Origin of the sequence: Wenzhouxiangella sp. XN201 (assembly GCF_011008905.1) — a bacterium.
In the GTDB taxonomy this organism is placed as follows: domain Bacteria; phylum Pseudomonadota; class Gammaproteobacteria; order Xanthomonadales; family Wenzhouxiangellaceae; genus Wenzhouxiangella.
The window spans coordinates 1551173-1574327 of the sequence record NZ_JAAIVI010000017.1; the positions used below are offsets into that span (position 1 = coordinate 1551173).

The 23155-nt window shown below is 65.2% G+C and carries 24 protein-coding genes; 5 read left to right on the forward strand and 19 right to left on the reverse strand.

The annotated features are described in order from the left end of the window. Positions 1 to 3: 3 nt before the first annotated feature. The 13 genes from holB to G4Y73_RS07500 all read right to left on the reverse strand — a co-directional run bounded on the left by holB (position 4) and on the right by G4Y73_RS07500 (position 10913). Positions 4 to 960 carry a DNA polymerase III subunit delta' gene (gene holB, locus G4Y73_RS07440; RefSeq protein ID WP_164230925.1) on the reverse strand — a complete coding sequence of 319 codons (957 nt, stop codon included), beginning with the start codon at positions 958 to 960 and terminating at the stop codon, positions 4 to 6. Then, positions 960 to 1583 carry a dTMP kinase gene (tmk, locus tag G4Y73_RS07445; RefSeq protein WP_346426833.1) on the reverse strand — a complete coding sequence of 208 codons (624 nt, stop codon included), beginning with the start codon at positions 1581 to 1583 and terminating at the stop codon, positions 960 to 962. The genes holB and tmk overlap by 1 nt, the downstream gene beginning before the upstream one ends. Further along, positions 1580 to 2581: an endolytic transglycosylase MltG gene (gene mltG / locus G4Y73_RS07450; protein WP_164230926.1), complete on the reverse strand. Its 1002-nt coding sequence runs from the start codon at positions 2579 to 2581 to the stop codon at positions 1580 to 1582. The genes tmk and mltG overlap by 4 nt, the downstream gene beginning before the upstream one ends. After that, the gene (gene pabC / locus G4Y73_RS07455) at positions 2566 to 3387 is read right to left on the reverse strand and encodes an aminodeoxychorismate lyase (protein ID WP_164230927.1); all 822 of its coding nucleotides are present in this window, start codon (positions 3385 to 3387) and stop codon (positions 2566 to 2568) included. The genes mltG and pabC overlap by 16 nt, the downstream gene beginning before the upstream one ends. Continuing rightward, positions 3380 to 4723 (reverse strand): aminodeoxychorismate synthase component I, encoded by a 1344-nt coding sequence (locus G4Y73_RS07460; protein WP_164230928.1) that lies wholly within the window; start codon positions 4721 to 4723, stop codon positions 3380 to 3382. Before G4Y73_RS07460 ends, pabC begins: the two co-directional genes overlap by 8 nt. Beyond that, positions 4720 to 5967, reverse strand: coding sequence for a beta-ketoacyl-ACP synthase II (gene fabF / locus G4Y73_RS07465; RefSeq protein WP_164230929.1), 1248 nt, complete (start codon positions 5965 to 5967; stop codon positions 4720 to 4722). Before fabF ends, G4Y73_RS07460 begins: the two co-directional genes overlap by 4 nt. A 47-nt stretch (positions 5968 to 6014) precedes the next feature. Then, positions 6015 to 6254 carry an acyl carrier protein gene (gene acpP, locus G4Y73_RS07470; RefSeq protein ID WP_116649382.1) on the reverse strand — a complete coding sequence of 80 codons (240 nt, stop codon included), beginning with the start codon at positions 6252 to 6254 and terminating at the stop codon, positions 6015 to 6017. Between the two features lie 165 nt (positions 6255 to 6419). After that, a complete protein-coding gene (fabG, locus tag G4Y73_RS07475; RefSeq protein WP_164230930.1) occupies positions 6420 to 7169 on the reverse strand; it encodes a 3-oxoacyl-ACP reductase FabG in 750 nt (249 codons plus the stop codon). Next, positions 7169 to 8113 (reverse strand): ACP S-malonyltransferase, encoded by a 945-nt coding sequence (gene fabD / locus G4Y73_RS07480; protein WP_164230931.1) that lies wholly within the window; start codon positions 8111 to 8113, stop codon positions 7169 to 7171. The genes fabG and fabD overlap by 1 nt, the downstream gene beginning before the upstream one ends. Before the next feature lie 57 nt (positions 8114 to 8170). Beyond that, positions 8171 to 9139, reverse strand: a complete 969-nt coding sequence (locus tag G4Y73_RS07485; protein ID WP_346426844.1) for a beta-ketoacyl-ACP synthase III — start codon at positions 9137 to 9139, stop codon at positions 8171 to 8173. Positions 9140 to 9161: 22 nt separating this feature from the next. Next, the gene (plsX, locus tag G4Y73_RS07490) at positions 9162 to 10160 is read right to left on the reverse strand and encodes a phosphate acyltransferase PlsX (RefSeq protein ID WP_164230933.1); all 999 of its coding nucleotides are present in this window, start codon (positions 10158 to 10160) and stop codon (positions 9162 to 9164) included. Between the two features lie 17 nt (positions 10161 to 10177). After that, positions 10178 to 10390 carry a 50S ribosomal protein L32 gene (rpmF, locus tag G4Y73_RS07495; RefSeq protein WP_164230934.1) on the reverse strand — a complete coding sequence of 71 codons (213 nt, stop codon included), beginning with the start codon at positions 10388 to 10390 and terminating at the stop codon, positions 10178 to 10180. A gap of 1 nt (position 10391) precedes the next feature. Further along, entirely contained in the window at positions 10392 to 10913 is a 522-nt protein-coding gene (locus tag G4Y73_RS07500) for a YceD family protein (protein WP_164230935.1), read from the reverse strand. A gap of 50 nt (positions 10914 to 10963) precedes the next feature. On the opposite strand from G4Y73_RS07500, the gene G4Y73_RS07505 reads away from it, so the two are divergent. From G4Y73_RS07505 to G4Y73_RS07525, 5 genes are all read left to right on the forward strand, one after another. Beyond that, complete coding sequence (locus G4Y73_RS07505) at positions 10964 to 11554, forward strand: Maf family nucleotide pyrophosphatase (RefSeq protein ID WP_164230936.1); 591 nt, start codon at positions 10964 to 10966, stop codon at positions 11552 to 11554. 81 nt (positions 11555 to 11635) lie between these two features. Then, positions 11636 to 13645, forward strand: a complete 2010-nt coding sequence (locus G4Y73_RS07510) for a 3-hydroxyacyl-CoA dehydrogenase NAD-binding domain-containing protein (RefSeq protein ID WP_164230937.1) — start codon at positions 11636 to 11638, stop codon at positions 13643 to 13645. Further along, on the forward strand, positions 13642 to 15126 hold the full coding sequence (locus tag G4Y73_RS07515; RefSeq protein WP_164230938.1) for an acetyl-CoA C-acetyltransferase: 1485 nt from the start codon (positions 13642 to 13644) through the stop codon (positions 15124 to 15126). Before G4Y73_RS07510 ends, G4Y73_RS07515 begins: the two co-directional genes overlap by 4 nt. Before the next feature lie 23 nt (positions 15127 to 15149). Further along, positions 15150 to 15698 carry a CPBP family intramembrane glutamic endopeptidase gene (locus tag G4Y73_RS07520; RefSeq protein ID WP_240451140.1) on the forward strand — a complete coding sequence of 183 codons (549 nt, stop codon included), beginning with the start codon at positions 15150 to 15152 and terminating at the stop codon, positions 15696 to 15698. Between the two features lie 28 nt (positions 15699 to 15726). Continuing rightward, positions 15727 to 17430: a serine/threonine-protein kinase gene (locus G4Y73_RS07525; RefSeq protein WP_164230939.1), complete on the forward strand. Its 1704-nt coding sequence runs from the start codon at positions 15727 to 15729 to the stop codon at positions 17428 to 17430. A 23-nt stretch (positions 17431 to 17453) separates the two neighbouring features. Here G4Y73_RS07525 and G4Y73_RS07530 read toward each other — a convergent pair whose 3' ends face one another. The 6 genes from G4Y73_RS07530 to folD are packed head-to-tail and all read right to left on the reverse strand — an operon-like array spanning position 17454 to position 23123. After that, complete coding sequence (locus G4Y73_RS07530; RefSeq protein WP_164230940.1) at positions 17454 to 18611, reverse strand: LysM domain-containing protein; 1158 nt, start codon at positions 18609 to 18611, stop codon at positions 17454 to 17456. Positions 18612 to 18613: 2 nt separating this feature from the next. After that, complete coding sequence (locus tag G4Y73_RS07535; RefSeq protein WP_164230941.1) at positions 18614 to 19888, reverse strand: TRAP transporter large permease subunit; 1275 nt, start codon at positions 19886 to 19888, stop codon at positions 18614 to 18616. After that, on the reverse strand, positions 19885 to 20406 hold the full coding sequence (locus tag G4Y73_RS07540; protein WP_164230942.1) for a TRAP transporter small permease: 522 nt from the start codon (positions 20404 to 20406) through the stop codon (positions 19885 to 19887). The genes G4Y73_RS07535 and G4Y73_RS07540 overlap by 4 nt, the downstream gene beginning before the upstream one ends. Further along, positions 20396 to 21403, reverse strand: a complete 1008-nt coding sequence (gene dctP, locus G4Y73_RS07545; RefSeq protein ID WP_164230943.1) for a TRAP transporter substrate-binding protein DctP — start codon at positions 21401 to 21403, stop codon at positions 20396 to 20398. Before dctP ends, G4Y73_RS07540 begins: the two co-directional genes overlap by 11 nt. Further along, positions 21403 to 22257 (reverse strand): TRAP transporter TatT component family protein, encoded by an 855-nt coding sequence (locus G4Y73_RS07550; RefSeq protein ID WP_164230944.1) that lies wholly within the window; start codon positions 22255 to 22257, stop codon positions 21403 to 21405. The genes dctP and G4Y73_RS07550 overlap by 1 nt, the downstream gene beginning before the upstream one ends. Further along, the gene (gene folD, locus G4Y73_RS07555; protein WP_164230945.1) at positions 22254 to 23123 is read right to left on the reverse strand and encodes a bifunctional methylenetetrahydrofolate dehydrogenase/methenyltetrahydrofolate cyclohydrolase FolD; all 870 of its coding nucleotides are present in this window, start codon (positions 23121 to 23123) and stop codon (positions 22254 to 22256) included. Before folD ends, G4Y73_RS07550 begins: the two co-directional genes overlap by 4 nt. Between the last annotated feature and the right edge of the window lie 32 nt (positions 23124 to 23155).

Here is a 23155-nt window from a genome sequence, read left to right on the forward strand (position 1 = left end):
GACTCAATTCCGCGACGGTTGGGCTGCCTGCCATTCTAACAGCCAGCGTCCGAAAAGAAGGTCCTGCCGCACCACGCCGCGCACGGCCTCGCGCCGCCCCGATAGCGCTTCCTGCCAGAGCCGCACAAGAGTGCGCCGCTGTGGCGGCGGCGGCAGTCGAATGCCATCGGGCGGCTGCCAGCCCTGCGCTCCGCTGGCGTCCGACATCAGCACGGCCATCCAGCGCGCCAGCCATTGCCAGCTCGACTTCGGATCGGCCTGCCAGCGCTCGATGATGGTCGCTGACTCGCCCCGGCCGGCCAGGTCCTCGAGCATCTGCAGGCCGGTATCGAGCCCGCCGTCGGCCAGCATGTCGCGAGCGGCCAGCGGCGCACCCCCGGTCAGTGTCAGCGCCGCGCTGCGCCGGGCTTCCGATTCCTCCGGGGCTTCGGTGGCCAACCAGTCGGTGGCCAGCGATGCCGGAGGTACGCGCAGCGGCAGTTGCTGGCAGCGCGATCGAATGGTCGCCGGCAAGGCGTCCGGGCGTTCGCTGACCAGGATCAGCCAGGCGCCCGGCGCCGGCTCCTCGAGGGTCTTGAGCAGGGCGTTGGCGGCATTGCGGTTCATGGCATCGGCCTCGGGCAGGAGTCCGACCCGGCTTGGACCGACGGAGGCCGTCAGCTGCAAGCGCTCGATCAATTCACGGATGGCATCGACACCGATGCCCTGGCGATCCTCGGGGATTTCGATTTGAAACAGATCGGGGTGACTGCCACCGGCGATCAGTTCGCAGCTGCGGCAGTTGCCGCAAGGCTGTTCGCCGTCGGCTTGCAGGCACAGCAGCCGACGCGCCAGCCATCCGGCCAGCGACCGCTTGCCCAGGCCTGCGGGGCCGTGGATGAGCGGTGCATGACCCAGGCGTCCGTTTCGGATCCGCACATCGAGATCGGCGCAGGCTTGCTCCAGCCAGGGATAGGGCATTACAGACGCGCCTCCAGCACGCGGCGAATCTCGTCGGCCACCCTTTCGATAGGCTGCGTGGCATCGATCACCGCAAACCGGTCCGGTTCGCGTCGTGCGCGATCGAGGTAGGCCTGACGGACGCGCTCCAGGAAATCCGGGCGATTCTGCTCCATGCGATCCGGCTCGCCGCCGCGCGCGGCGATGCGCTCGAGCCCGAGCGCCACCGGTACGTCGAGCAGCAGGGTCAAGTCCGGTTGCAGATCGCCGTGAACGAGCTCGGCCAGCGCTTCGACCACCTCGGGGCCGAGTTCACGCCCGCCGCCCTGGTAGGCGTGGCTGGCGTCGGTAAAGCGATCGCTGATGACCGCCTGACCACGTGCCAAGGCCGGACGGATGAGGGTGGCCAGGTTCTCGTTGCGCGCGGCGAACATCAACAGCAGTTCGCTCAGCGCATGCAGCGACCCGGTTTCGGGATCGAGCAGCAATTCACGAATTCGTTCGGCCGCCGGCGTGCCGCCGGGCTCGCGCGTGACGACAACATCATGGCCGCGCTTGCTCAACCAGTCACCCACGACCTGCATGGCGGTCGACTTGCCGGCACCCTCCCCGCCTTCGAGCGTGATGAACAGGCCGCGCTTCACGGTCGCCCCCGGATATAGCGATCGACGGCCGCGTTGTGTTCGTCCAGGGTGTCGGAAAAATAGTGACTGCCGTCACCGCGAGAGACGAAGTACAGGGCCGTGCCCTCGGCCGGGTGTGCCGCCGCCTCGAGCGCGGCGCGGCCCGGCAGGGCAATCGGTGTGGGCGGCAGGCCGTGGCGCGTGTAGGTATTCCACGGGTGATCGGTGGTCAGGTGTACCCGCCGCAGCCGACCGTCGAAGTCCTCGCCGAGTCCGTACATCACCGTCGGGTCGGTCTGCAGCCGCATGCCGCTCTCGAGCCGTCGGACGAATACGCCGGCAATGCGCGCGCGTTCACCCGACTGCCCGGTTTCACGCTCGATCAGGGAGGCCAGCACGAGCAGCTCGTCGGGATTGTCCAGTGGCAGATCGGATTCCCGTCCGGCCCAGATCTCGTCGAGAGTGCGCTGCATGGCGGTATGAGCGCGTTCGAGCAGGTCGAAGTCGCTGACTCCGCGGGCGAAAAAGTAGGTCTCGGGCAGGAAGCGGCCCTCGGGGGAACAGCCCGCGCAGCCGAGACGGCGCATCAGTTCGGCAGGATCGAGGTCGGCAATCGTCGAACGCACCCTGGGGTCGTCGGCCAACACCCGGCGCAGTCGCTGGAAGGTCCAGCCCTCGACAATCGTCAGGCGATGCTTGCGTACCGATCCCCGGCTGATCCGGTCGACCAGATCGACCGCGCTCATGCCGGCCTCGAGCTCGTATTCACCGGCCTGGAGCACCGGCTGCTCGAGTCGCCCGTACAAACGCCAGCGCCAGTCGAAGCGGGCCAGGCCGAGCACTTCGAGCTGGCGCACGAGAGTGCGGAACGAACTGCCCGGTGCGAGCCAGACCACCGATTCGGAATGTTCGGCAATCGGTGCCTGCAGGAAATGCTGCCACTGTCCGAACAGCCGGATACCGGCCAGTACGACGGCGAACAAGATGACGATCAGCGTCAGCGTCAGGAATCTGCGCATTCGAACAGTCGGTCCCAGAGTTTCTGCCAGCGGCGGCATTCATCGGCGATCGCCAGGCGACGACCGTCGAGGGTCGCAATCGGCCGAATGCCGGCTACCGAGTTTATCACCACGGCCCAGCTCGACCGTGTCAGTTCGTCGGCACCCAGCGTCGCGGTCTCGATGTTCACGCCGTGCTGCGCGCGAAGCCAGGCCAGCCCTACCCCGGTGACACCGGCACGCGAGGTGTCGGGTGTCACGGCCCGATCGTCCAGCCCGACGACGACGTTGCCGGCGATCGCCTCGATCAGGCAGCCCTCGGCATCGAACAGCAGGGCCTCGTCCAGGCCTTCGTTGTGAGCCCTTTCGGCCGCCAGGACCTGCTCGAGTCGGTTGCCGTGCTTGATCCCGGCAAGCGTCGAGCCGCTGGCCAGGCGGACCGGGCTGGTGCCGACCGCCAGACCCATGCGGCGCTGACGAGCGATCGCCCCGGGCCAGGGCCTGCGCATCAGAATACGCCGCGGCCGCGGCTGAGTCGGCGGCTCGTAGGCTCGCCCCCCACTGCCCCGGGTGATCGTCATGCGTATCACCGCTCGCGGTGTGTCGTCGAGAAGCCGCCGACACTCATCGGCCAACACCTCGCGATCGGGCGGCGGCATCAACAAGCGGACAGCATCACGCTGCAATCGCGCCAGGTGCCAGTCCCACAGCGGCGCGCGCCCGCCGACGAAAGCCACGGTTTCAAACAGGTGATCGCCGTAGAGCAATCCCCGGTCGTCGGCCGGCACCCGGTCGGCGGGCCGGCCGTTGACGAGCACCTCAGGCATGTCCGATGGCCGCCAGCAGACCACGCGCCTTGTCTTCGGTTTCGGCCAGTTCGGCCTCCGGATCCGAATCGGCGACGATACCGGCGCCGGTGCGGAAGGTGATGCATCGATCACGCACCACCATCGAGCGAATCAGGATATTGAGATCCATCCGTCCGTCGAGGCCCAGGTAGCCCAGGGCACCGGTATAGGCACCGCGACCCCGTCCTTCCAATTCGGCAATGATTTCCATGCAGCGCACCTTGGGGCAGCCGGTGATCGTGCCGCCCGGAAACACGGCCCGAATGACATCGGCGGCGGTCATGTCCTCGCGCAGGATGCCGCGCACGTTCGACACGATATGGTGCACGTGGGCGTAGCTTTCGATCACCATCAGTTCATCGACCTCGACGCTGCCGGTGCGGCAGACCCGCCCCAGGTCATTGCGCTCCAGGTCGATCAGCATGATGTGCTCGGCGCGCTCCTTGGGATGCGATATCAGCTCGCCGGACAGCTGGCTATCGTCATCCGGCGAGCTTCCCCGCGGACGGGTACCCGCAATCGGGCGGGTCTGGACCTGCCGACCGTCCAGGCTGACCAGGCGCTCCGGTGACGAGCTGACCACCGTGCCCCCGGGCAGCTTCGCCAGCGCGGCGAAGGGCGCGGGGTTGGTCCGCGCCAGCGCGCGGTAGAGAGCCACCGGATCGATGGCGCTATCACCGCGCGCTTCCCAGCCTCTCGAGAGATTGACCTGGAAGACATCCCCGGCCCGGATGTATTCGCGAATCCGTTCGACGCCTGTCCGAAAGTGCTCGCCGGCATCGGCCGAGAGATCGAGCGCTGCAACCGCCGGTTCGTCGGGCAGCGCGGCATGTTCGGCCTGACTCAGTTCCTCTGACGCTCGATCGAATTCTCCGGCATCCTCGGCCACCAGCCAGGACTTTGCGTCGCGGTGATCGAACAGCAGGGCCGAACGACAGCGCCGTGCCAGCGCGACCGGCAGACCATCAGCCGCCGCCGGCAGCTCAAGCCGGGGCTCGATCTCACCCGCCAGTTCATAACCGAGATAGACAAACCAGCCGCCGGAAAACGGAAAGCGCCGGTCCGCTTGCTGCGGCGGGACATCGGCGATGGCGGCCCGGAGTCGCTCGAGAAATCCGTCGCTGTCGGGTCCTGACGCGGGCAATTGCGCCAAGACGATCGGCGCCTCGTCGGCGGCTCGCAGCAGCAGCGACCAGCGCCCGAGTTGACCGGCCGGAGCCGAACTGGCAAGCAGGTAGGGCCAGGTGTCAGGGTGCGTGTGATGAACCGCAAGCAGCGACGGAGCCGTCGCCAGCTCACGCGCCACGAGGCTCATTCAAATCTTTTCAGTAACAGGGTGCCGTTGGTGCCGCCGAAGCCGAAGGAATTGCTCAGGGCCACGCTCAAGGGCTTTTCACGCGCCTCGTGGGGCACCAGGTCGATGTCGCGGCAGTCCGGGTCGATCTCGTCGAGGTTGATGGTCGGCGGGACGATGCCGTCGCGCAGCGCAAGCGCCGTAAAGATGGCCTCGACGCCACCGGCAGCGCCCAGCAGGTGCCCGGTCATCGACTTGGTCGAACTCATCAGCACCGTGCCGGCATGCTCTCCGAAACAGCGGCGCACGGCCGCGCACTCGGCACGGTCACCCAGCTGCGTGGATGTGCCGTGAGCATTGATGTACTCGACGTCTTCGGGGGCCAGGCCAGCATCTCGCACCGCCAGACTCATGCAGCGAGCCGCGCCCTCGCCTCCCTCGGACGGCGAGGTCATGTGATAGGCATCGCCGCTCATGCCGTAACCGGCAACCTCGGCATAAATGGTGGCGCCACGCTTGCGTGCATGCTCGAATTCCTCGAGCACGACCACCCCGGCCCCGTTGCTGAGCACGAAACCATCACGATCGACGTCCCAGGGTCGGCTGGCCTTTTCCGGCTCGTCGTTGCGAGTCGACAGGGCCTTGGCCGAAGTGAAGCCGCCGTAGGCAGTCGGCGTGGTGCCGAACTCTCCGCCCCCGGCAATCATCACGTCTGCATCGCCATAGGCAATCAGTCGGGCGGCATCGCCGATATTGTGGGTGGCCGTCGTGCAGGCCGTCACGATCGACAGGTTGGGACCTTTGTAGCCGAATTTGATCGAGAGATTTCCCGCGATCATGTTGATAATCACGCCGGGAATGAAGAATGGCGAAATACGACGCGGCCCACTTTCGAGGTAGGTCTGGTAGGTCTGCTCGATCGTCGAGATACCCCCGATGCCCGAGCCGATCGCCACGCCGATACGCTCTGCATTGTCCGGATGGGCCTCGAGGCCAGCATCCTCGATCGCCTGCATGGCTGCCGCCATGCCATAGTGAATGAAGGGATCGCACTTGCGCGCCTCTTTCGGCGACAGGTACTTGTCGACATCGAAATCGCGGATTTCACCCGCGATCTTTGCCGAAAAGCGCTCCGGGTCGAAAGCCTGGAGTGGCCCGATACCGCTACGGCCGTTGCAAATGGCCTCCCAGGCACTGGGCACGTCATTACCAACCGGCGAGACGCAACCCATCCCGGTTATCACGATCCGCCGGTCACCACGCATGCGCGACTCCGTTCATTGACTTCAAGTGGGTCGGAAACAACGCCGACTTACTTGTCGACGTTGGCCTTGATGTAGTCGATCGCCTGCTGAACGCTGGTGATCTTTTCGGCTTCCTCGTCGGGGATCTCGCACTCGAACTCTTCTTCCAGGGCCATGACGAGTTCGACGGTATCGAGCGAGTCGGCACCGAGATCGTCGACGAAGGAAGCACTGGGGGTCACTTCTTCTTCCTTGACGCCCAACTGCTCGATCACGATTTTCTTGACGCGTTCTTCAATGCTGCTCATTGCTATTTCCTCTATTGGATGCAGGGTTGCCCAAAGCGGGCACATTGTAGTGAACAAATGCATTCACTGCCAGTTCGATCGACCCGGATTCCCATTTCGGAACGCGGGCCCATAATTTGGTTAAAACGTACTCTATTTAGATAGTTAGAGGGCATATCCAACAAATCAGGTCATATACATCCCGCCGTTGACATGCAGCGTCTGACCCGTCAGGTAGGACCCGGCCGGTCCGGCCAGGAAGCCAATGGCGGCCGCCACGTCCTCGACGGTGCCCAGGCGCCCCAGCGGAATCCCGTCTGTCAGACGCTGACGCTGTCCCTCATCAAGTTCGCGGGTCATGTCGGTATCGATGAAGCCCGGCGCGACCACGTTGGCGGTAATTCCGCGACTGCCGACCTCGTGGGCCAGCGACCGCGTGAACCCTGCGACGCCGGCCTTGGCCGCCGCGTAATTGCTCTGACCCGGATTGCCACTGTAGCCGACCACGGACGAGACATTGACGACGCGTCCCGCGCGGGCCTTGAGCATACCGCGCAAGCAGGCGCGGGTAACCTGCATCAGACCGCGCAGGTTGGTATTCATGACGGCATCCCAGTCTTCGTCCTTGAGACGCATCAGCAACTGGTCGCGGGTAATCGCGGCATTGTTGACCAGAACAGTGACCGCACCGGCACGTTCATTGATGGTGCGAATCGTATTCTGAATGGCATCGGCATCGGTCACGTCGAGCACCAGTCCGCGGCCGTCACCAAGGTCCTGGCTGATACGGTCAGCCCCGCCCTGCGAGGTCGCCGTGCCGAACACATCGCCACCCAGGGCCTTGAGCCAGGCAGCGGTGGCCTGGCCGATGCCCCGGCTGGCGCCGGTCACCAGCACGACCTGGTCGTCGATGCGATTCGCCGTATCGGGCGTCATCAGTTCGTCTCCTTCCAGTTCCGAATGGTTTCGTCGAGGGTATCGGGATCTTCCAGCCCGGCCCAGTTCGCCGCCCGCTCGATGCGCCGCCCCAGGCCACACAACACGCGGCCGGGCCCACACTCGGCCAGATTCATGATACCTGCGTCACAGATGGCGCGCACCGATTCAGTCCAGCGGACCGGACCGGTCAATTGCGCCACCAGCACCTTCCGGATCGCCGCGGGATCGTCGTGACTGGCGACGTCGTGGTTGTGTACCACCGGAATCGACGGCGCCCGGATCTCGGTCCGCTCCAGCAATTCGCGCATGGCCTCGGCGGCCGGGGTCATGAGCGGGCAGTGTGACGGCACGCTCACCGGCAGCACCAGGGCCCGGCGGGCGCCCGCTTCCCGACACTTGTGCAGTGCCCGTTCCACGGCGGCCGAGTCACCGGCAATGACGATCTGCCCCGGTGAGTTGTAATTGGCCGGTACCACCACCTGGTCTTCGGCCACTTCACGGCAGATGGCGGCCACCACCTCGTCTTCGAGTCCGAGGATGGCGGCCATCGCCCCCTCACCTTCGGCCACGGCGGCTTGCATCTGGCGTCCTCGCTCGGCGACCAGGCCCACGGCTGTCTCGAAATCGATGGCCTCGGCCGCGACCAGGGCGGAATATTCGCCCAGGCTGTGACCGGCCAGCCGGGCCGGCCTGGGTCCGCCCAGGTCCTGCCAGACGCGCCAGACGGCGACGGCCGCGGCGAGCAGGGCCGGCTGGGTCACTTCGGTGCGGTTGAGCTCGGCCTCGGGGCCCTTGCTGACCAACTGCCACAGGTCGATACCGAGAACCTGACCGGCCTGGTCGAAGGTCTCGCGCACGCGCCCATGGCGTTCAGCCAGATCGGCCAGCATGCCGACCGACTGCGAGCCCTGTCCCGGAAACAGCATCGAAAATTCACTCATGCGTTCTTCCTGGAGGTCATTGAATGAGAATGAAACTGGCGAAGCGCTCGGCGAGGATCAGTAGACGATCAGGGCCGCACCCCAGGTGAACCCGCCTCCGAACGCCTCCAGCAAAAGCTTGTCACCACGCTGGATGCGCCCGCTTTTCAGGGCCTCGTCCAGGGCCATGGGCACCGACGCGGCCGACGTATTGCCGTGGCGATCGACCGTCACGATGACCTGGTCCATCGACATCTTGAGCTTGCGTGCGGTGGCCTTGATGATGCGCAGGTTGGCCTGGTGGGGAATCAGCCAGTCGAGATCTTCCTTGTCGAGCTGGTTGGCGGCCAGGGTTTCATCGACAATCCGCCCGAGCGTGTTGACCGCCACCTTGAAGACTTCGTTGCCGCGCATGCGTACGTTCACGCCGCCCCGCGGTTCGGCAGTGAACCCGCGCGATACGCCGACGTCGACCTTGAGCAGGTCGCCGTAACCACCGTTGGCATGGATATGGGTCGAGAGAATGCCCGGCTCCTCATCCGCGGCGAGCACGGCCGCGCCGGCCCCATCGCCAAACAGGACGCAGGTACCCCGGTCGGTCCAGTCGAGCATGCGCGTGAGCGTTTCAGCGCCGACGACAAGCACATTGCGCGCCGTGCCATTGCGAATGTACTGGTCGGCCACCGACAACGCGTAGATGAACCCCGAACAAGCGGCATTGATATCGAAGGCGCCGCACTCGGCCATGCCCAGACGATGCTGCAACAGGCAGGCGGTGGAGGGAAAGACCACATCCGGCGTCGTCGTACCGACCAGCAGAAGATCGATATCGCCGGGTTCGAGACCGGCGTCTTCCATGGCCCGCCGGGCGGCCTGCTCGGCCAGGTCGCAGGTGGTTTCGTCATCGGCCGCGACATGCCGCTGGGCAATCCCGGTCCGCTCGCGAATCCACTCGTCGCTGGTGTCGACCATGCGCTCGAGATCCTGATTGGTCAGGATCTTTTCGGGCAGGTAGCGGCCGGTTCCGATGATGCGCGAATACATGATCGATTGGTTCCCTGCGTTTCGGTCAGTAACTTGTCCAGAGCGCGTGCTCGAGCTCGGGAATCAGATTGCGCCGCGCCTCCAGCGCCGCCAGCCGGATGGCGGAGGCGAAACCGCGCTTGCAGGCGCCGCCGTGACTCTTGATCACGATGCCGCGCACGCCCAGCAACGGGGCCCCATTATGCCGGGCCGGGTCGAGCTTGTCATACAGGCGCTGCAGCGGGCGCTTGAGTACCAGGCCGCGCCAGGGCCCGGTCTGTTGCCGCATTTCGTGGAACATGAGCCGAGCCATGCCCTCCGCGGTCTTGAGCAGTACGTTGCCGGCAAAGCCGTCACAGACGACCAGGTCGACGTCGCCGGCGATGACGCGATCGGCTTCGATAAACCCAGCGTAGTCGAGTTGCGGATCGGCCTCGATCATCCGCGCCGCCTCTCGCACGACGTCGGGACCCTTGCCGGGTTCACTGCCGATGTTGAGCAGGCCGATGCGGGGAGGCCGCCCCGTCACGACGCGAACGACCGTACTCCCCATCTGGGCGAACTCGTGCAGGCGTTGCGCATTGACACCAACGTTGGCCCCAAGATCGAGCATCCAGACCACCTGGTCAGCGGTCGGCAGGGCCGCCATCAGGGCCGGTCGTTCGACGCCCGGCAACATGCCCAGCACCTGCCTCGAAAGCGCCATCAGGGCGCCCGTGCTGCCGGCGCTTACCACGGCTGCCGCCCGGCCCGCTGCCAACTGCTCCAGACCCAGCTGCATGCTGCTGCCCTGCCCGCGTCGGAGCGCCTGGGCAGCACCGACATCCATCTCGAGCACCTGTTCGGCGGCGAGCAATTCGACCCGGTCGTGTCCGCCCAGACCGTAACGGGCGAGCCGTTCGGGAAGGTTTCGACGGCCGACCAGCGTCAGCTCGAGGGAAGGGTCGTCGCGCAGGGCCAGGCTGGCAGCCGCCAGCGCGGTATCGGCGCCGCCATCTCCACTGGCCGCGTCAACGACCACCCGGAGGCGTTCGCTCTGCGCCATGACTCCCTCGCCGGGATTCAGGCCTGGCCTTCCTCGAGTTCGTCTTCGTCAATTTCGGGAGCAACTTCCACCACCTGCCGGCCCCGGTAGAAACCCTCGGCCGATACGTGATGGCGGCGATGGATCTCGCCGGTGGTCGATTCTTCCGAAAGCGTCGGCCCGCTGAGGCTATCGTGCGAGCGGCGCATTCCCCGCTTCGAGGGGGTCTTGCGACTTTTTTGAACAGCCATTTCAGTCTCCTGTGTCGTTATCCGTATCGCTTCGCTTGCGCAATTCATCCAGCCCGGCAAAAGGCCGGTGGGTGTCGGCCGGCGGTCGCTCCTCGCCCATCCGCTCCGAGGCCGGATCGACCGGCACCAGCGGCAGGCCGAGCATGACCTCCTCACCAATCAGCCGCACCAGCTCGACCTTGTTGTCGGGGCATAGCAACGGCTCGTAATTCTCGGGCAGGCTTTCGGCCTGGCGATCGTCAGCCACGATACCCACGGTCGAGCAGCTCTTGATCGGGTAGTCGAATCGCTTCAGCGTTCGCTGGCAATGCAACGGCACTTGACCGCTGACACTCACCTCGACGCGTACCTGACGCTGTTCGTCCAGCCCGAAGACCACGCGAAATCCGATTTCCGCATCGCCCGGATCGGCTATCATGCCTTCCAGGCGATCCAGCCGGGCCAGAGGCACCGTACCGCTGAACTCGCGTCCGGCCGCGGCCGCTTTGCCCGGATCAATCCAGTCTGGAAAGTCTCGCGACATAAGCCGGCCATTATATCACTCCTTACGATTCGACAACACGATTCTCAAGCGTGAAAGATGATCCTTCCAAGCAGCCTTTGATTCTGGCCTCCGGCTCGCCCTATCGGGCCGAATTGCTGGAGCGCCTGGAGTTACCCTTCGAGGTCCGCCCGGCGGATATTGACGAGTCCCCACAAGAGGACGAGGCCGCCGATCGGCTGGCCGAACGCCTCGCCCTGGCCAAGGCATCGGCGCTGGCTGTCACCCACCCCGGCCGGCTGGTGATCGGCTCCGATCAGGTTGCGGTCTGCCGGGGTCGCCTGTTGGGCAAACCCGGAACGCGCAGCAAGGCGATCGAGCAGCTGGCATGGTGCAGCGGTGCCGAGGTTGTCTTCCACAGTGCCCTGGCGCTGGTACGCGATGCCCGGCGGGTCACTCGCAACGTACCGACACGCGTGCAGATGCGATCACTCGAGCGCGAACGGATCGAGCGTTACATCGATCGCGATCAGCCGCTGGACTGCGCCGGGGCCATGAAGAGCGAGTCACTGGGCATCTGCCTGGCACGCGCCATCGAAAGCGACGACCCCACGGCCCTGATCGGTCTGCCCCTGATCGCCCTGGTCGACCTGTTGACCGAGTTCGGGATCGAGCTGCTCTGAAACGCGGAAGCGGGCTTCGTAAACAGGTGAAGCGAGCTTGGTGATAAGCTAGTCCATACGCACCTGAATGGAGTGATCTGGATGGCCGCGAACGCCTCGAACGACCGTTCCCTGAAGCACTGGCGCCTGGAATCCGACCTCGACGGCATCGTCTGGCTTTACCTCGACCGCGCCGACGAAAAAGTCAACAGCCTGAGCTCGGAAGTCCTGACCGAACTTGGGTCCATTGTTTCGAGATTGGAGGACGACAAGCCCACCGGTCTCGTGCTGATGTCGGCCAAGCCGAAATCGTTCATCGTCGGCGCCGATGTGCGTGAGTTCGACGCCACCGACGATGTCGACGAACTGCGCCGCAACGTGCGTGAGGTCCACGAACTGTTCGGACGCATCGACGCGCTGCCCTTTCCCACGACCGTGGCCTTCGAGGGATACTGCCTCGGCGGCGGACTGGAACTGGCGCTGTGCTTCGACTACCGCATCGCGCTGGATGCCGATCACACGCGCATCGGTTTTCCGGAAGTCAATCTCGGCATCTACCCCGGCTTTGGCGGTTCCGGTCGCAGCATCCGGGCCATGGGCGGGCTCCAGGCGATGCAGATCATGCTGACCGGCAAGATGCTGCGCGCCCGCGCCGCAAAGGGCCTGGGCCTGATCGACCAGACGGTCGACGTGCACGGTTCGCTGCGCTGGGCCGCGCGCAATGCCATCCTGAAGAAACGCAAATCGCGCAAGCCGGGGCTGACTGCCCAGGCCACCACCTGGGGGCCGGTGCGCCGGTTCCTGGCCGGTCAGATGCGCAAGCAGACCGGGCGCAAAGCGCGCAAGGACCACTATCCGGCACCCTACGTCCTGATCGATGCCTTCGAGGAATCCGGCGACTCCTGCGCGGGCATGATCCGTATCGAGGCCGAAGAAGTGCCGAAGCTGCTGGCAGGCGACACCTCGCGCAATCTCAGGCGGGTGTTCCGGCTGATGGAGATGCTCAAGGCACAGGGCAAGCGCAGCGATTTCAAGGCGCGCCGCGTTCATGTCATCGGCGCCGGCGTGATGGGTGGCGACATTGCCGCCTGGTGTGCCTCGCGCGGTCTCGAAGTCACGTTGCAGGACCGCGAGATGAAGTATATCGAGCCCGCCCTCAAGCGGGCGGCGTCGCTGTTCAAGCGCAAGCTCAAGGCACCAACGGCCGTCGCAGCGGCGAAAAGCCGCCTGGTCGCCGATGTCGAAGGCGAAGGCATCGCGCGTGCCGATGTCATCATCGAGGCTATTTTCGAGGACCGCGACGCCAAGCGCGAACTGTTTGCCGAGGTCGACAAGAAGGCCGCAAGGCACGCCTTGCTGGCGACCAACACCTCGGCCATCCCGCTGTCGGAACTGGCCGATGTCCTGGGTAAGCCGTCGCGACTGATCGGCCTGCATTTTTTCAATCCGGTGGCCAAAATGCCGCTGGTCGAAATCGTCCACGATCCCGGCGTTTCCGATACGGGCCGGGTCAACGACGGCTCGAGCTTTGCCACCCAGATCGGCAAGTACGCCCTGCCGGTCACCTCGACGCCGGGATTCCTGGTCAACCGGGTCTTGGCGCCCTACATGCGCAATGCCATGAAGATGCACCGTGAGGGTGCGCCGAAGGAAGCGCTGGACAAGGCGGCCGAGCGCTTCGGCATGCCCATGGGACCGGTGGAACTGGCCGATACCGTCGGCCTGGACGTCGGCCTGGGCGTGATCAAGACCCTGATGGGTGACGATGCCGGCGAAGAGCGCAAGGTGCTGGAGGAAATGGTCGAGGCCGGCAAGCTCGGCAAGAAGTCCGGCGAGGGCTTCTATCGCTGGAAGGACGGCAAGCCCCAACGCGACGGCGAAGCGCACAAGGGACACGATCTCGACAAACTCGCCGAGCAGTTGATGCAGCCCTACTTCGATGAGTGCCGGGCCTGTCTCGACGACCGGGTGGTCGAAGATGCCGACCTGCTCGATGCCGGCATGATCTTCGGCACCGGTTTCGCACCCTTCCGGGGCGGACCGCTGCACTATCTGGAAACCCGACAGGAAGACAAGACGACCAACGCAGCCGACAAGGAGCAGTCCCGATGAGCCAGAACCAGCCGCGCAGAATCGCCATCATCGGCGGCAGCCGCATTCCGTTCTGCCGCTCCGGCTCCCTCTACGCCGACCAGACCAACCTGGACATGCTCACCGCCGCTTTCCAGGGCGTCGTCGACCGCTACAAACTGTCGGGCAGGAAACTCGACCAGGTCATCGCCGGTGCGGTGACAACCCACTCCAAGGACTGGAACCTGGCGCGGGAGGCGGTATTGTCGACCGACCTGTCGCCGCTGACGCCAGCCGTGACCATGCAGCAGGCCTGTGGCACCAGCCTGCAGGCCGCCCTGCTGGCCGGCAGCCAGATCGCCGCGGGCGAGATCGAATGCGCTCTCGTCGGCGGCACCGACACCACATCGGATGTTCCGATCGTATTCAAACGACGCTTCGCCCAGCGACTGATGCAGCTCAACAAGGCGAAGACCTTCGGTCAGAAGCTCAAGGCTTTCAAGGGATTCAGTCCTGCGGAGTTGGCGCCGCAGCCGCCGCGAAATTCCGAGCCGCGCACCGGGCTGTCCATGGGGGAGCATTGCGAACGCATGGCGCGTGAGTGGCAGGTGACCCGGAAGGAACAGGACGAGCTGGCGCTGGACAGTCACCACAAGGCCGCCGAGGCCTGGGACAGCGGCTTCTTCGACGACCTGGTCAAGCCCCACAACGGCGTCATCCGCGACAACATCGTGCGACCGGACACGACGCTGGAGAAGCTTGCCAGTCTCAAGCCGGTTTTCGACCGTTCGCGCAACGGCACGCTCACGGCCGGCAATTCGACCAGCCTGAGCGACGGGGCCGCAGCCGTGCTGCTGGCCTCCGAGGAGTGGGCGCGCGAACACGATCTGCCCGTACTGGCCTGGTTGACCCATTCGCGCACCGCCGCGGTCGATTATGTCTCCGGCGATGAAGGCCTGCTGATGGCGCCGACCGTCGCGGTCTCGGAAATGCTCGACCGAGCCGGCCTGGCGCTGCAGGATTTCGATTTCTACGAGATTCACGAGGCCTTCGCCGCCCAGGTGCTTTGCACCCTCAAGGCCTGGGAGTCCGAGCAGTATTGCCGGGAGCGCCTTGGCCGCGACCAGCCGCTGGGCAGTGTCGACCGCAGCAAGATGAACGTGCATGGCGGCTCGGTTGCCATCGGCCATCCGTTCGCGGCAACCGGGGCGCGAATCGTCGCCACGCTCGCTCACATCCTCGAGAAAGCCGGTTCCGGCCGCGGCCTGATTTCCGTCTGTACGGCCGGCGGCATGGGCGTGGCCGCCATCATCGAGCGCGACAACAACGGCTCGAGCGGTCGCGGCCGAGGCACCAAGGCGGTCGATCAGTCAAGCTCCGAGACCACCAAATCTTCCACAGCGAGCGGCAAGAAGACCGCCAGCAAAAAGAAGAAGAAAAAGACAAAGAAAAAGACCGCCAGGAAGTCGGCCGATAAAACCGCGGCCGATACCTCGGCACCAGGCACGGGCGAACAAAGCTGACCGAGCGGAGCAGTCGAAAGGGCTTGCTCGGGCCCGCCCTGCTCTTCCAGGGCGGCATCATCGCGCTTGCCCTGATTCTCGGACGCCTGCTGGGAATCGAACCCTGGCTGGAGATGCAATGGACTCTGGCTGCCGTGGCAGCCGGCCTGGCGGCCACGCTGCCGCTGGCGGCGACGCTCGTGTTTGTTCCGCTGGAACAATGGCGCTGGGCCAGGCAACTGAGCGCCCAGATTCGAAGCTTCCTGCACACCCTTTTCGACGGTGCCCCGTTCGGGGCCATTGCGCTCGTCTCCCTGCTGGCCGGAATCGGCGAGGAAATGCTGTTCCGGGGCCTGATCCAGGACGGCCTGAGCCAGGCCTGGCATCCGGTGCCGGCGCTATTGATCGCTTCTGTCCTGTTCGGCCTGGCACACGCGGTGTCGCCCGCCTACTGGCTGCTCGCCTCCCTGATGGGCCTGTATCTCGGGGCAGTTCACCTGTGGAGCGGCAACCTGCTGGTGGTAATCATCATCCACGCCGCCTACGACTGGATTGCCATCCAATACTACTTGCGTCGGGACCGGTTACCATGATGGTTCCCATCCCGGACTGGACTGACTGATGGAGCGAATTGGGCGCTATCGGATTGAGCGCGAACTGGGCCGCGGCTCGATGTCGATTGTCTACGAAGCCTTCGACCCGCACATCAACCGCCATCTGGCCGTCAAGGTGCTGCGCGAACATTACGCCCGCGACCTCAAGAGCCGCCAGCGCTTCCTGCGCGAGGCACGTTCGGCCGGTGGGCTGAGCCACGCCAACATCGTGACCGTATTCGACGTCGGCCAGCACGAGGGGCTGCCCTACCTGGTGATGGAGCGCCTGCGCGGCCAGAGCCTCGAGGAATACCTGGAGGATGGCGGCCAGCTCGAGACCCGCGAGATCCTGGGCATCGCCATTCAACTGGCCGGGGCCCTCAAGTATGCGCACGACCGCCGGGTGATCCACCGCGACGTCAAGCCTTCCAACATCTATTTCGACCCGCAATCCGGCCTGGTCAAGCTGGTCGATTTCGGCATCGCCGCGATTACCGACGCCGAGCGCAGTACCGGCGGCGGCGCTGCCGGCGACAATATCGTCGGCACACCGCGCTACATGGCGCCGGAACAGATTCAGGGTCATGAGCTCGACGGTCGCGCCGACCTCTACTCACTCGGCGTCGTGCTCTATCGCATGCTGGCCGGCAGCGCACCCTTCCAGGCCGAGTCGATGGGCAGCCTGATTCACCAGATCGTTCATCGACCACCGCCGGCGCTCGAACCCCGGGACGAATACACACCGGTCGATTTGATCAGTCTGGTCAACCGCATGCTGGCCAAGGATCCGGAAGCCCGACCGACCAGTGGCTCGATGGTGCTCGAGGAACTGCAGGAAATCCGCGCCGACATGGAGCGCGGCCTGCTTAACACCTTCCGCGGCCGATCCGGAGCCTGGCACTGGCCGGCGGCGCTCGGACTGGCCCTGATGCTCGTTCTGGGCGGCGGATTGACCTGGGTGTATCACAGCCAGACCGCGGCCATGACCGAATCAACGTACGGCTACGGCGACGCGCTGGCCAGCGTCATCGCCCGTGAGACGGCCTACGAGATGATGCTCGAGGATGCTACGGCCCTGTCCAACCTGGTCTCGGACTTCTCGGTCAATCCGAGAGTCAGCTACCTGCATGTCATTGACCGCACCGGCCGCGTACTGGCCAGCACCGACCCCTTCCTGCAGGGCGAGCCGCGACCCGAACCCAACCGCGCGGTGATCGAACGCGAACAAGGGGGTGTGCGCCTGCTTACGCGCGAGGACGGACACCTCGAATTTCGCACGCCCATACGCTTCCAGGCCAGTCGCCTCGGCGAGGTGCAGCTGGGCGTGGACGCCAGCGATCTCGAATCCGCAGCGCGCACCACTCTGACGATGCTGGCCATGGTGTTCGTCGTCACCCTGATCGTGGTCGCGATCGGCTTCAGCATCATGGTGCGACGCCAGCAACGTTCCCTCCAGCGCCTCAGCCGTGGCCTGCAGCGTCTTGCCCGCGGCCAGTACGAAGCCCGTCTCGAAGCGGGCGGCCCCGACCCCTTCGTTCCTGTCTACCAGCACTTCAATGACCTGGCCAATCGGCTTGAGGAACGCCACGGCTACTTGCGTCACAAACCGCTGTCCCGCCCGCTGCCCCGGCTCAAGGGCGATGACCTGGAGGCGACCCTGGAAATGGACACGCCAGAAGACGAAAGCACGAATGTGCTCCCGCTACCCAAGAACAAGCACGGCGGCGACTGACCAAAACAACCGGGAGATTGCAGCTAGTCGGGCTCCATCGCTTCGAGCCTGCGCTGAACGCGCCTGGCCCGCTCCAGATAGACCGCGGCCGGTTCGAAATCCGGATCGATCTCGAGCACCCGCTGCCACAGGCGGATCGCTTCGCTCACCTCCTGATCGCGCCACGCCGTCAGCGCGCCGGCATGGTAATGATCGCTCAAGGCTTGCATCAAGCCGTCCGGCCACTCCAGTTCCAGATCGGAATCGGATGTCGCGTCTTCGCCGAGCACTCCGTGCGAGCCCAGCAAGTCGAATGCCGCGTCGTAGTCGTTGCGTGTGACCAGAGTGTGCGCTTCGAGGACGGCCAGCCGGGTCTCGACCCGCGAGCGCTCACGAGCGAACGCATCCGGCCTCGCCTGCTCATTCAGCCAGGGCTCGACCTGATCGAGAATCTGGATTGCCCGCTCCGGATCATCGTTTCGACGCGCCGCCACCGACCGCTCGATGGCCAGTTCGGCGAGGCTCGTCTGGCCGTTTCGATCAAGCCCACCGGATCGTGCGGCCGACAGCAGCAGGTCATAAGCGCGATCCTGGCGACCTTCGGCTCGAAGTTCTGCCACCCGCTCGACCGGCCCCGCACTCGTGACGGTCTCAGCCGGATCGGGCGCTGCTGACTCCACCGGGTCTTCTGCCGGTTCAAGCGCTTCGGGAGCCGGTACCTTGAGGCGCTGGCCGGGACGCAGCAGTCGCGGCCGCTCGATATCGTTGAGTCGGGCCAGCGAATGGAACAGCAGCGGATTGCCGGCATAACGATCGGCCAGCACGGACAAACTGTCACCGGACTCGACCTCGATCTCGACAAAGTCTTCACCCAGGAGCGCCTCCGGCACGTCCCGAATCTGGCGCATCAGCAGTCTGGCTGTGCCATGCTCGGGCTGTTGTGCCAGCAGGGCGTCGAGCGCTGCCTCGGCCTGATCGATCCGCCCCTCCTGGAGATGAGCTATGGCCTCGCCGATCGATGGAGCCACCGGCTCGACCACCCCGGACTGGTCCGGAAGCGCCTGTTCATCTTCCCGCTGCGGCATGAACTGACAGCCGGCCAGCAACAGCACCAGGATCACCGCATAGGGACGAATTGCCGGGTAATTTCGATATCGACGGGTCATGATGTCCGGCAGTCTGCTTCGCCGCGATCTCAGCATGCTCATCCCCGCAGCCCCGGCAGGGCGAGACTCAGCGCCGGCCAGCCGGTAATCACCAGCAAGGCGATCAGCAGCAGCCCCAGGAATGGCAACGTGGCACGCCACACGGTCAGGATATCGCGCTCGAAGCGATGACTGGCCAGAAACAGGTTGATGCCCACCGGCGGCGTGCAGTAGCCGATCTGCAAATTGGCCAGAAAGATCACGCCCAGGTGGACCGGATCAACACCAAAGGCCAGCGCAACCGGAATGATCAGCGGTGCCAGGATGACCAGCGCGGCGAAGATATCGAGCAGCATGCCGGCAACCAGCAGCAGCACGTTGACCATCAGCAGAAAGACAAGTCGGCTGTCGATCTTCGGCTCGATCCACTCGAACAGACGCTGCGGTACACCGGCATCGATCATCACGTTGGTCGACGCCATCGACATGCCCAGCACCACCAGGATGGCGGCCACAAGCACCATGGCCTCGGTCACGATTCCGGGCAGACGGCTGAGCGGGATCTCCCGGCGAATGAGCAGCAGCGAGATCAACACCCAGGCCGCTGTCACGACTGCCGCTTCGACTACCAGCAGCCAGCCCGAATAGATGCCGCCGAGCACCACGAAAGGCAGCGGCAATTCCCACAGGTTGTCTCTCAGCACCGCACCCAGCGGCCGGCGCCGCGCCTGGCTCGGTGCGGCCCCTCGCCGCACCCAGACAGCATAGCCGGCCATCAGGGCGAGCATCAGCAATCCGGGGAGCAGACCGGCCAGAAACAGGTCGTCGACACCGATGCCGGAACGCGGCGCGACCTGTTGAGCCACCACCGCATAGAGGATCAGCGGCAACGAGGGCGCGAACAGCACACCCAGACTCGAACCGGCGGTGACCATGCCCAGGCTGAATCGCTCCGGATAGCCGTCGTGCATCAGCGCCGGCAGCAGCAGACTGCCAAGCGCCACGACGGTGATCCCCGATGCGCCGGTAAAGGCCGTCATCAGGGCACACAGCACGAGTGCAATGACGGCCAGCCCGCCGGGCAACCAGCCCAGCGCCGACCGGGTCAGCTCGACCAAGCGGCGCGGTGCCTCGCTGTGGGCAAGCAACACACCGGCGAATGTGAACAGCGGGAGCGCGACAAGAACCGGCATTTCGCCGATGCGGGCGAATTCCATGGCGGCCAGGGCCGGGTCGAGCCCGGCCTGCCAATAGCCGCTCAATGCACCGATGGCTATGACGGCAAACAACGGCATGCCCACCAGGGCGAGCAGGACGAGGATCAGCAATATCATGCGGTCGGTTCTTCCCGTACCTGCCCGACCGGCGGCGCCAGGGTGTGGGCCAGAAAGCGCGCCGCCATGATGCCGAATCCGACCGGCACGATCGACTGCACGACCCAGTTGGGCACGCCCAGAAAGGCCGTAGCCCGGAACTCGAACTCCAGTGCCACGATCTGCAAGCTGGTCCAGGTCAGGGCCAGGCAGACCAGGGCGGTCGCGGCAAACACGATGCGCCGCAGCATCGCCAGCGGCCGCGGCGACATCCAGCGCTCGATCAGGTCGATGCGGATATGCCGCAGCCGTCCGCTGGCAACCATGCCGCCGACCATCGCCAGCCACAGCACGATCGCGCGCATGGCGCCGTCGGCCCAGGGAAGGGCCATGTCGGCAAGATTGCGCATGCCGATTTGTGTCAGGCCCAGCACGACCAGCGCCAGAAACAGCGCGGTGAGCACCCCCGACTCAAGGTGGCCAATGGCCCGCTCCAGAAGCGACCGTTCCTCGCGTTCCTCGCCTGCCTCAGCCTTCATCCCGCAGGCTCTCCAATCGCCGTTCGAGCCGATCCATGTGAGGCAATTCGAGCACGCCTTCGGACTGCATGCTCCGACGTGTGTCATGGGCCAGTTCGTGCCAGTGATCGACCAGGCCGGGCTCCGGCTGCAGGAACTCGATATCCTGATCCTCGAGCGCCTCGCGCGCCTCGGCGTTGTCGGCGAGATTGGAACGCTCGAGTCGCTCGAGCGCCTGCCGCAACTCCGCAACCAGAACCGACCGGTGATCCTCGGTCAAACGAGCGAGTGCGCGTTGATCGATTCCGATCGTGCCGGCGGTCATCAGCAGCGGCATGTCGAGCATGCTGCGGGCACGCGTGTGCCATTGCAGGATGATGGCCGCCGACGGCGTGGTCGCAAAGGTGTTGACCGCGCCGGTCTGGAGGGCGGTATAGACCTCCGAAATGGGTAGCGGCACCGGACTCGCACCAGCCCTATCCAGGGTGCGGCGCGAGGATTCGTCACCCACCGGCACCCAGACTCTCAGGTTTCTGTCGATTCCTTCCGGCCCGTCAACCGGCAGGGAACGATCGCTGAACAGGTAGGCAAATCCGCCCAGGCTGATGCCCGGCACGACCATGCCGCCCTCGCCGAGTGCTTCGATGATGAGTGGGTCGAAGGTCTCACGCACAGCCTGCACTTCCTCGAGGTTCCGGAAAACGAAGGGCATTGAGTACAAATTGGCGGCCGGTGCCACCCGCGCGAGGTCTCCCAAGGTGAAGGCACCGCCGTGGAGCTGTCCAAGGCGCATGCGACGCAGCACGGCCTCGGCATCACCCATCACGCCACCGGGGTAGAAGCGCAGACTGAGCTCACCCCCGGTTTGCGCTTCGATACGTTCGGCCGTGGCGCGCAATTCTTCCATCCAGGCTGAACCGTCCGGCGCGATGGTCGCCAGCTTGAGCGTCTGCGCTGAAGCCGGCCCGACCAGGCAGGCCAGAAGCAGCGTCAGTCCGATTCTTTGAATGAAGGGCATCAGTCGAAAATCCTTTCAGTTTGTTCCAGCAGTTCGGCGGCGCGGTGGCGCGCCACGGCATTGACCAGTCGGTAGTCCGGATCGTCAACCTCGGCAGCCAGTACGCCTTCGAGCGAACTCACCCAAAGCTCGCGGTCGAACAACAGGCGGGCATAGTGATCGGCAAGCATGACATCAACCAGCAGATTCCGACCCCGGGAAATTTCGCCGGCACGCTCGAAGTAGCGGCGGGCGCGATCGGGTTGCCCGCCCGCTGCTGGCGGGCGCTGCGAATGGAGCACGGCCAGATAAAGCCAGGCCGCGCCATCATCGTGGGTCGGCGCCTCGTTGACGACCCAGTCGAGCAGCGCCTGGACCCGGGGCAGATCAGCCAGGGCGCCATATTCATCCGAATGGGCATCGATCCATCCGGTCCAGGTCGTGGCCAGTACGTAAACCGCCGACAGTTCATCCCGGCCCAGTTCGGCAACACGTGCCTCGAACGCCTCGTAGGGCAAGTCATGCAACTCGCACAATTGCGATGAGGTCAGGCAGGCGCCGGAACGGGCGTGCGACAGGGCGCGACGGGTCAGACTACGCTGCCCTGCCCGATCGTCGGCGGCGAACAGGGCAGCGTGGGTCGCCGTCAGTCGGGCCGTTGTCAATCGCAGTGCGGCACTGTCGGGATTCGACTCCAGCCGAGCCTCGAGCAGCAACAGGTAGGCCGGCAGTGCATCGGCCACAGTGGCCGGATCCTCATACTGCCGTATGGCCGTCTCGAGGTCGTCGGCCAGGCGCGCGGTGGAGCGCTCGATGATGGCCGAACAGCCAGCGAGCAAGCACACGGCCAGCACGGCAATCCAGCGCAGCATCATGGCGCGCGAACCACCAGGCCAGCCGCCTCGGCGGTGTTCTGCAACAGGGTCGCCACGGTCATGGGTCCAACGCCCCCGGGCACCGGCGTGATCCAGTCAGCACGCCCGGACACGGCGTCAAAGTCGACGTCACCGTGCAGCTTGCCGTCGGATCCCCGCGTAATGCCGATATCGACCACGACCGCACCCTCGGCGACCCAGCCGGGGTCGATCAGGCCGGGCTTTCCGACCGCCACGCACAGCAGCTCTGCTCGCCGCACGTGCTCGGCCAGATCCCGGGTGAAGCGGTGGGCAATCGTCACCGTCGCGCCGGCCAGTAACAGCTCAAGGGCAAGTGGCCGCCCGACGATATTCGAGGCACCGACGACCAGGCTGTTCATGCCCTTGGCATCGATACCGTGTGCCGCCAACAGGGTCATGATGCCGCGCGGCGTACACGGGCGAAGCCCTGGATCCCTGACCGCGAGTCGCCCCATATTGACCGGGTGGAATCCGTCGACATCCTTTTCCGGAGAGATCCGACGGGTCACCATACGCTCGTCGAGATGACCCGGCAGGGGCAACTGGACGAGAATGCCGTCGACCGAATCGTCCCGGTTGAGCGCATCGATCAGGGCCAGCAACTCTCCCCGACCGACACCGTGGGCAAGTCGCTGCGTTGTGGAGACTATGCCGGCCCGGTCACAGGCGCGGATCTTGTTGTTGACGTAAACCTGCGAGGCCGGGTCGTCGCCGACCAGAATGACGGCCAGCCCCGGGGCACGACCGCCCTCGGCCACGTGAGTGTCGACCGCGTCTGCGACATTGGCGATCAGGCGATCGGCGACGGCACGACCGTCAAGAATGCGGGCTCTGGCGTTCGTCATGGCCGACATTGTAAGGTAGGATGCTGTCGGAA

Excerpts from the sequence above, each read along its gene's own strand:
- holB (WP_164230925.1), bottom strand. The coding sequence starts at position 960 with ATGCCCTATCCCTGGCTGGAGCAAGCCTGCGCCGATCTCGATGTGCGG.
- mltG (WP_164230926.1), bottom strand. The coding sequence starts at position 2,581 with ATGCGCAGATTCCTGACGCTGACGCTGATCGTCATCTTGTTCGCCGTC.
- pabC (WP_164230927.1), bottom strand. The coding sequence starts at position 3,387 with ATGCCTGAGGTGCTCGTCAACGGCCGGCCCGCCGACCGGGTGCCGGCC.
- G4Y73_RS07460 (WP_164230928.1), bottom strand. The coding sequence starts at position 4,723 with ATGAGCCTCGTGGCGCGTGAGCTGGCGACGGCTCCGTCGCTGCTTGCG.
- fabF (WP_164230929.1), bottom strand. The coding sequence starts at position 5,967 with ATGCGTGGTGACCGGCGGATCGTGATAACCGGGATGGGTTGCGTCTCG.
- acpP (WP_116649382.1), bottom strand. The coding sequence starts at position 6,254 with ATGAGCAGCATTGAAGAACGCGTCAAGAAAATCGTGATCGAGCAGTTG.
- fabG (WP_164230930.1), bottom strand. The coding sequence starts at position 7,169 with ATGACGCCCGATACGGCGAATCGCATCGACGACCAGGTCGTGCTGGTG.
- fabD (WP_164230931.1), bottom strand. The coding sequence starts at position 8,113 with ATGAGTGAATTTTCGATGCTGTTTCCGGGACAGGGCTCGCAGTCGGTC.
- plsX (WP_164230933.1), bottom strand. The coding sequence starts at position 10,160 with ATGGCGCAGAGCGAACGCCTCCGGGTGGTCGTTGACGCGGCCAGTGGA.
- rpmF (WP_164230934.1), bottom strand. The coding sequence starts at position 10,390 with ATGGCTGTTCAAAAAAGTCGCAAGACCCCCTCGAAGCGGGGAATGCGC.
- G4Y73_RS07500 (WP_164230935.1), bottom strand. The coding sequence starts at position 10,913 with ATGTCGCGAGACTTTCCAGACTGGATTGATCCGGGCAAAGCGGCCGCG.
- G4Y73_RS07510 (WP_164230937.1), top strand. The coding sequence starts at position 11,636 with ATGGCCGCGAACGCCTCGAACGACCGTTCCCTGAAGCACTGGCGCCTG.
- G4Y73_RS07515 (WP_164230938.1), top strand. The coding sequence starts at position 13,642 with ATGAGCCAGAACCAGCCGCGCAGAATCGCCATCATCGGCGGCAGCCGC.
- G4Y73_RS07525 (WP_164230939.1), top strand. The coding sequence starts at position 15,727 with ATGGAGCGAATTGGGCGCTATCGGATTGAGCGCGAACTGGGCCGCGGC.
- G4Y73_RS07530 (WP_164230940.1), bottom strand. The coding sequence starts at position 18,611 with ATGCTGAGATCGCGGCGAAGCAGACTGCCGGACATCATGACCCGTCGA.
- G4Y73_RS07535 (WP_164230941.1), bottom strand. The coding sequence starts at position 19,888 with ATGATATTGCTGATCCTCGTCCTGCTCGCCCTGGTGGGCATGCCGTTG.
- G4Y73_RS07540 (WP_164230942.1), bottom strand. The coding sequence starts at position 20,406 with ATGAAGGCTGAGGCAGGCGAGGAACGCGAGGAACGGTCGCTTCTGGAG.
- dctP (WP_164230943.1), bottom strand. The coding sequence starts at position 21,403 with ATGCCCTTCATTCAAAGAATCGGACTGACGCTGCTTCTGGCCTGCCTG.
- G4Y73_RS07550 (WP_164230944.1), bottom strand. The coding sequence starts at position 22,257 with ATGATGCTGCGCTGGATTGCCGTGCTGGCCGTGTGCTTGCTCGCTGGC.
- folD (WP_164230945.1), bottom strand. The coding sequence starts at position 23,123 with ATGACGAACGCCAGAGCCCGCATTCTTGACGGTCGTGCCGTCGCCGAT.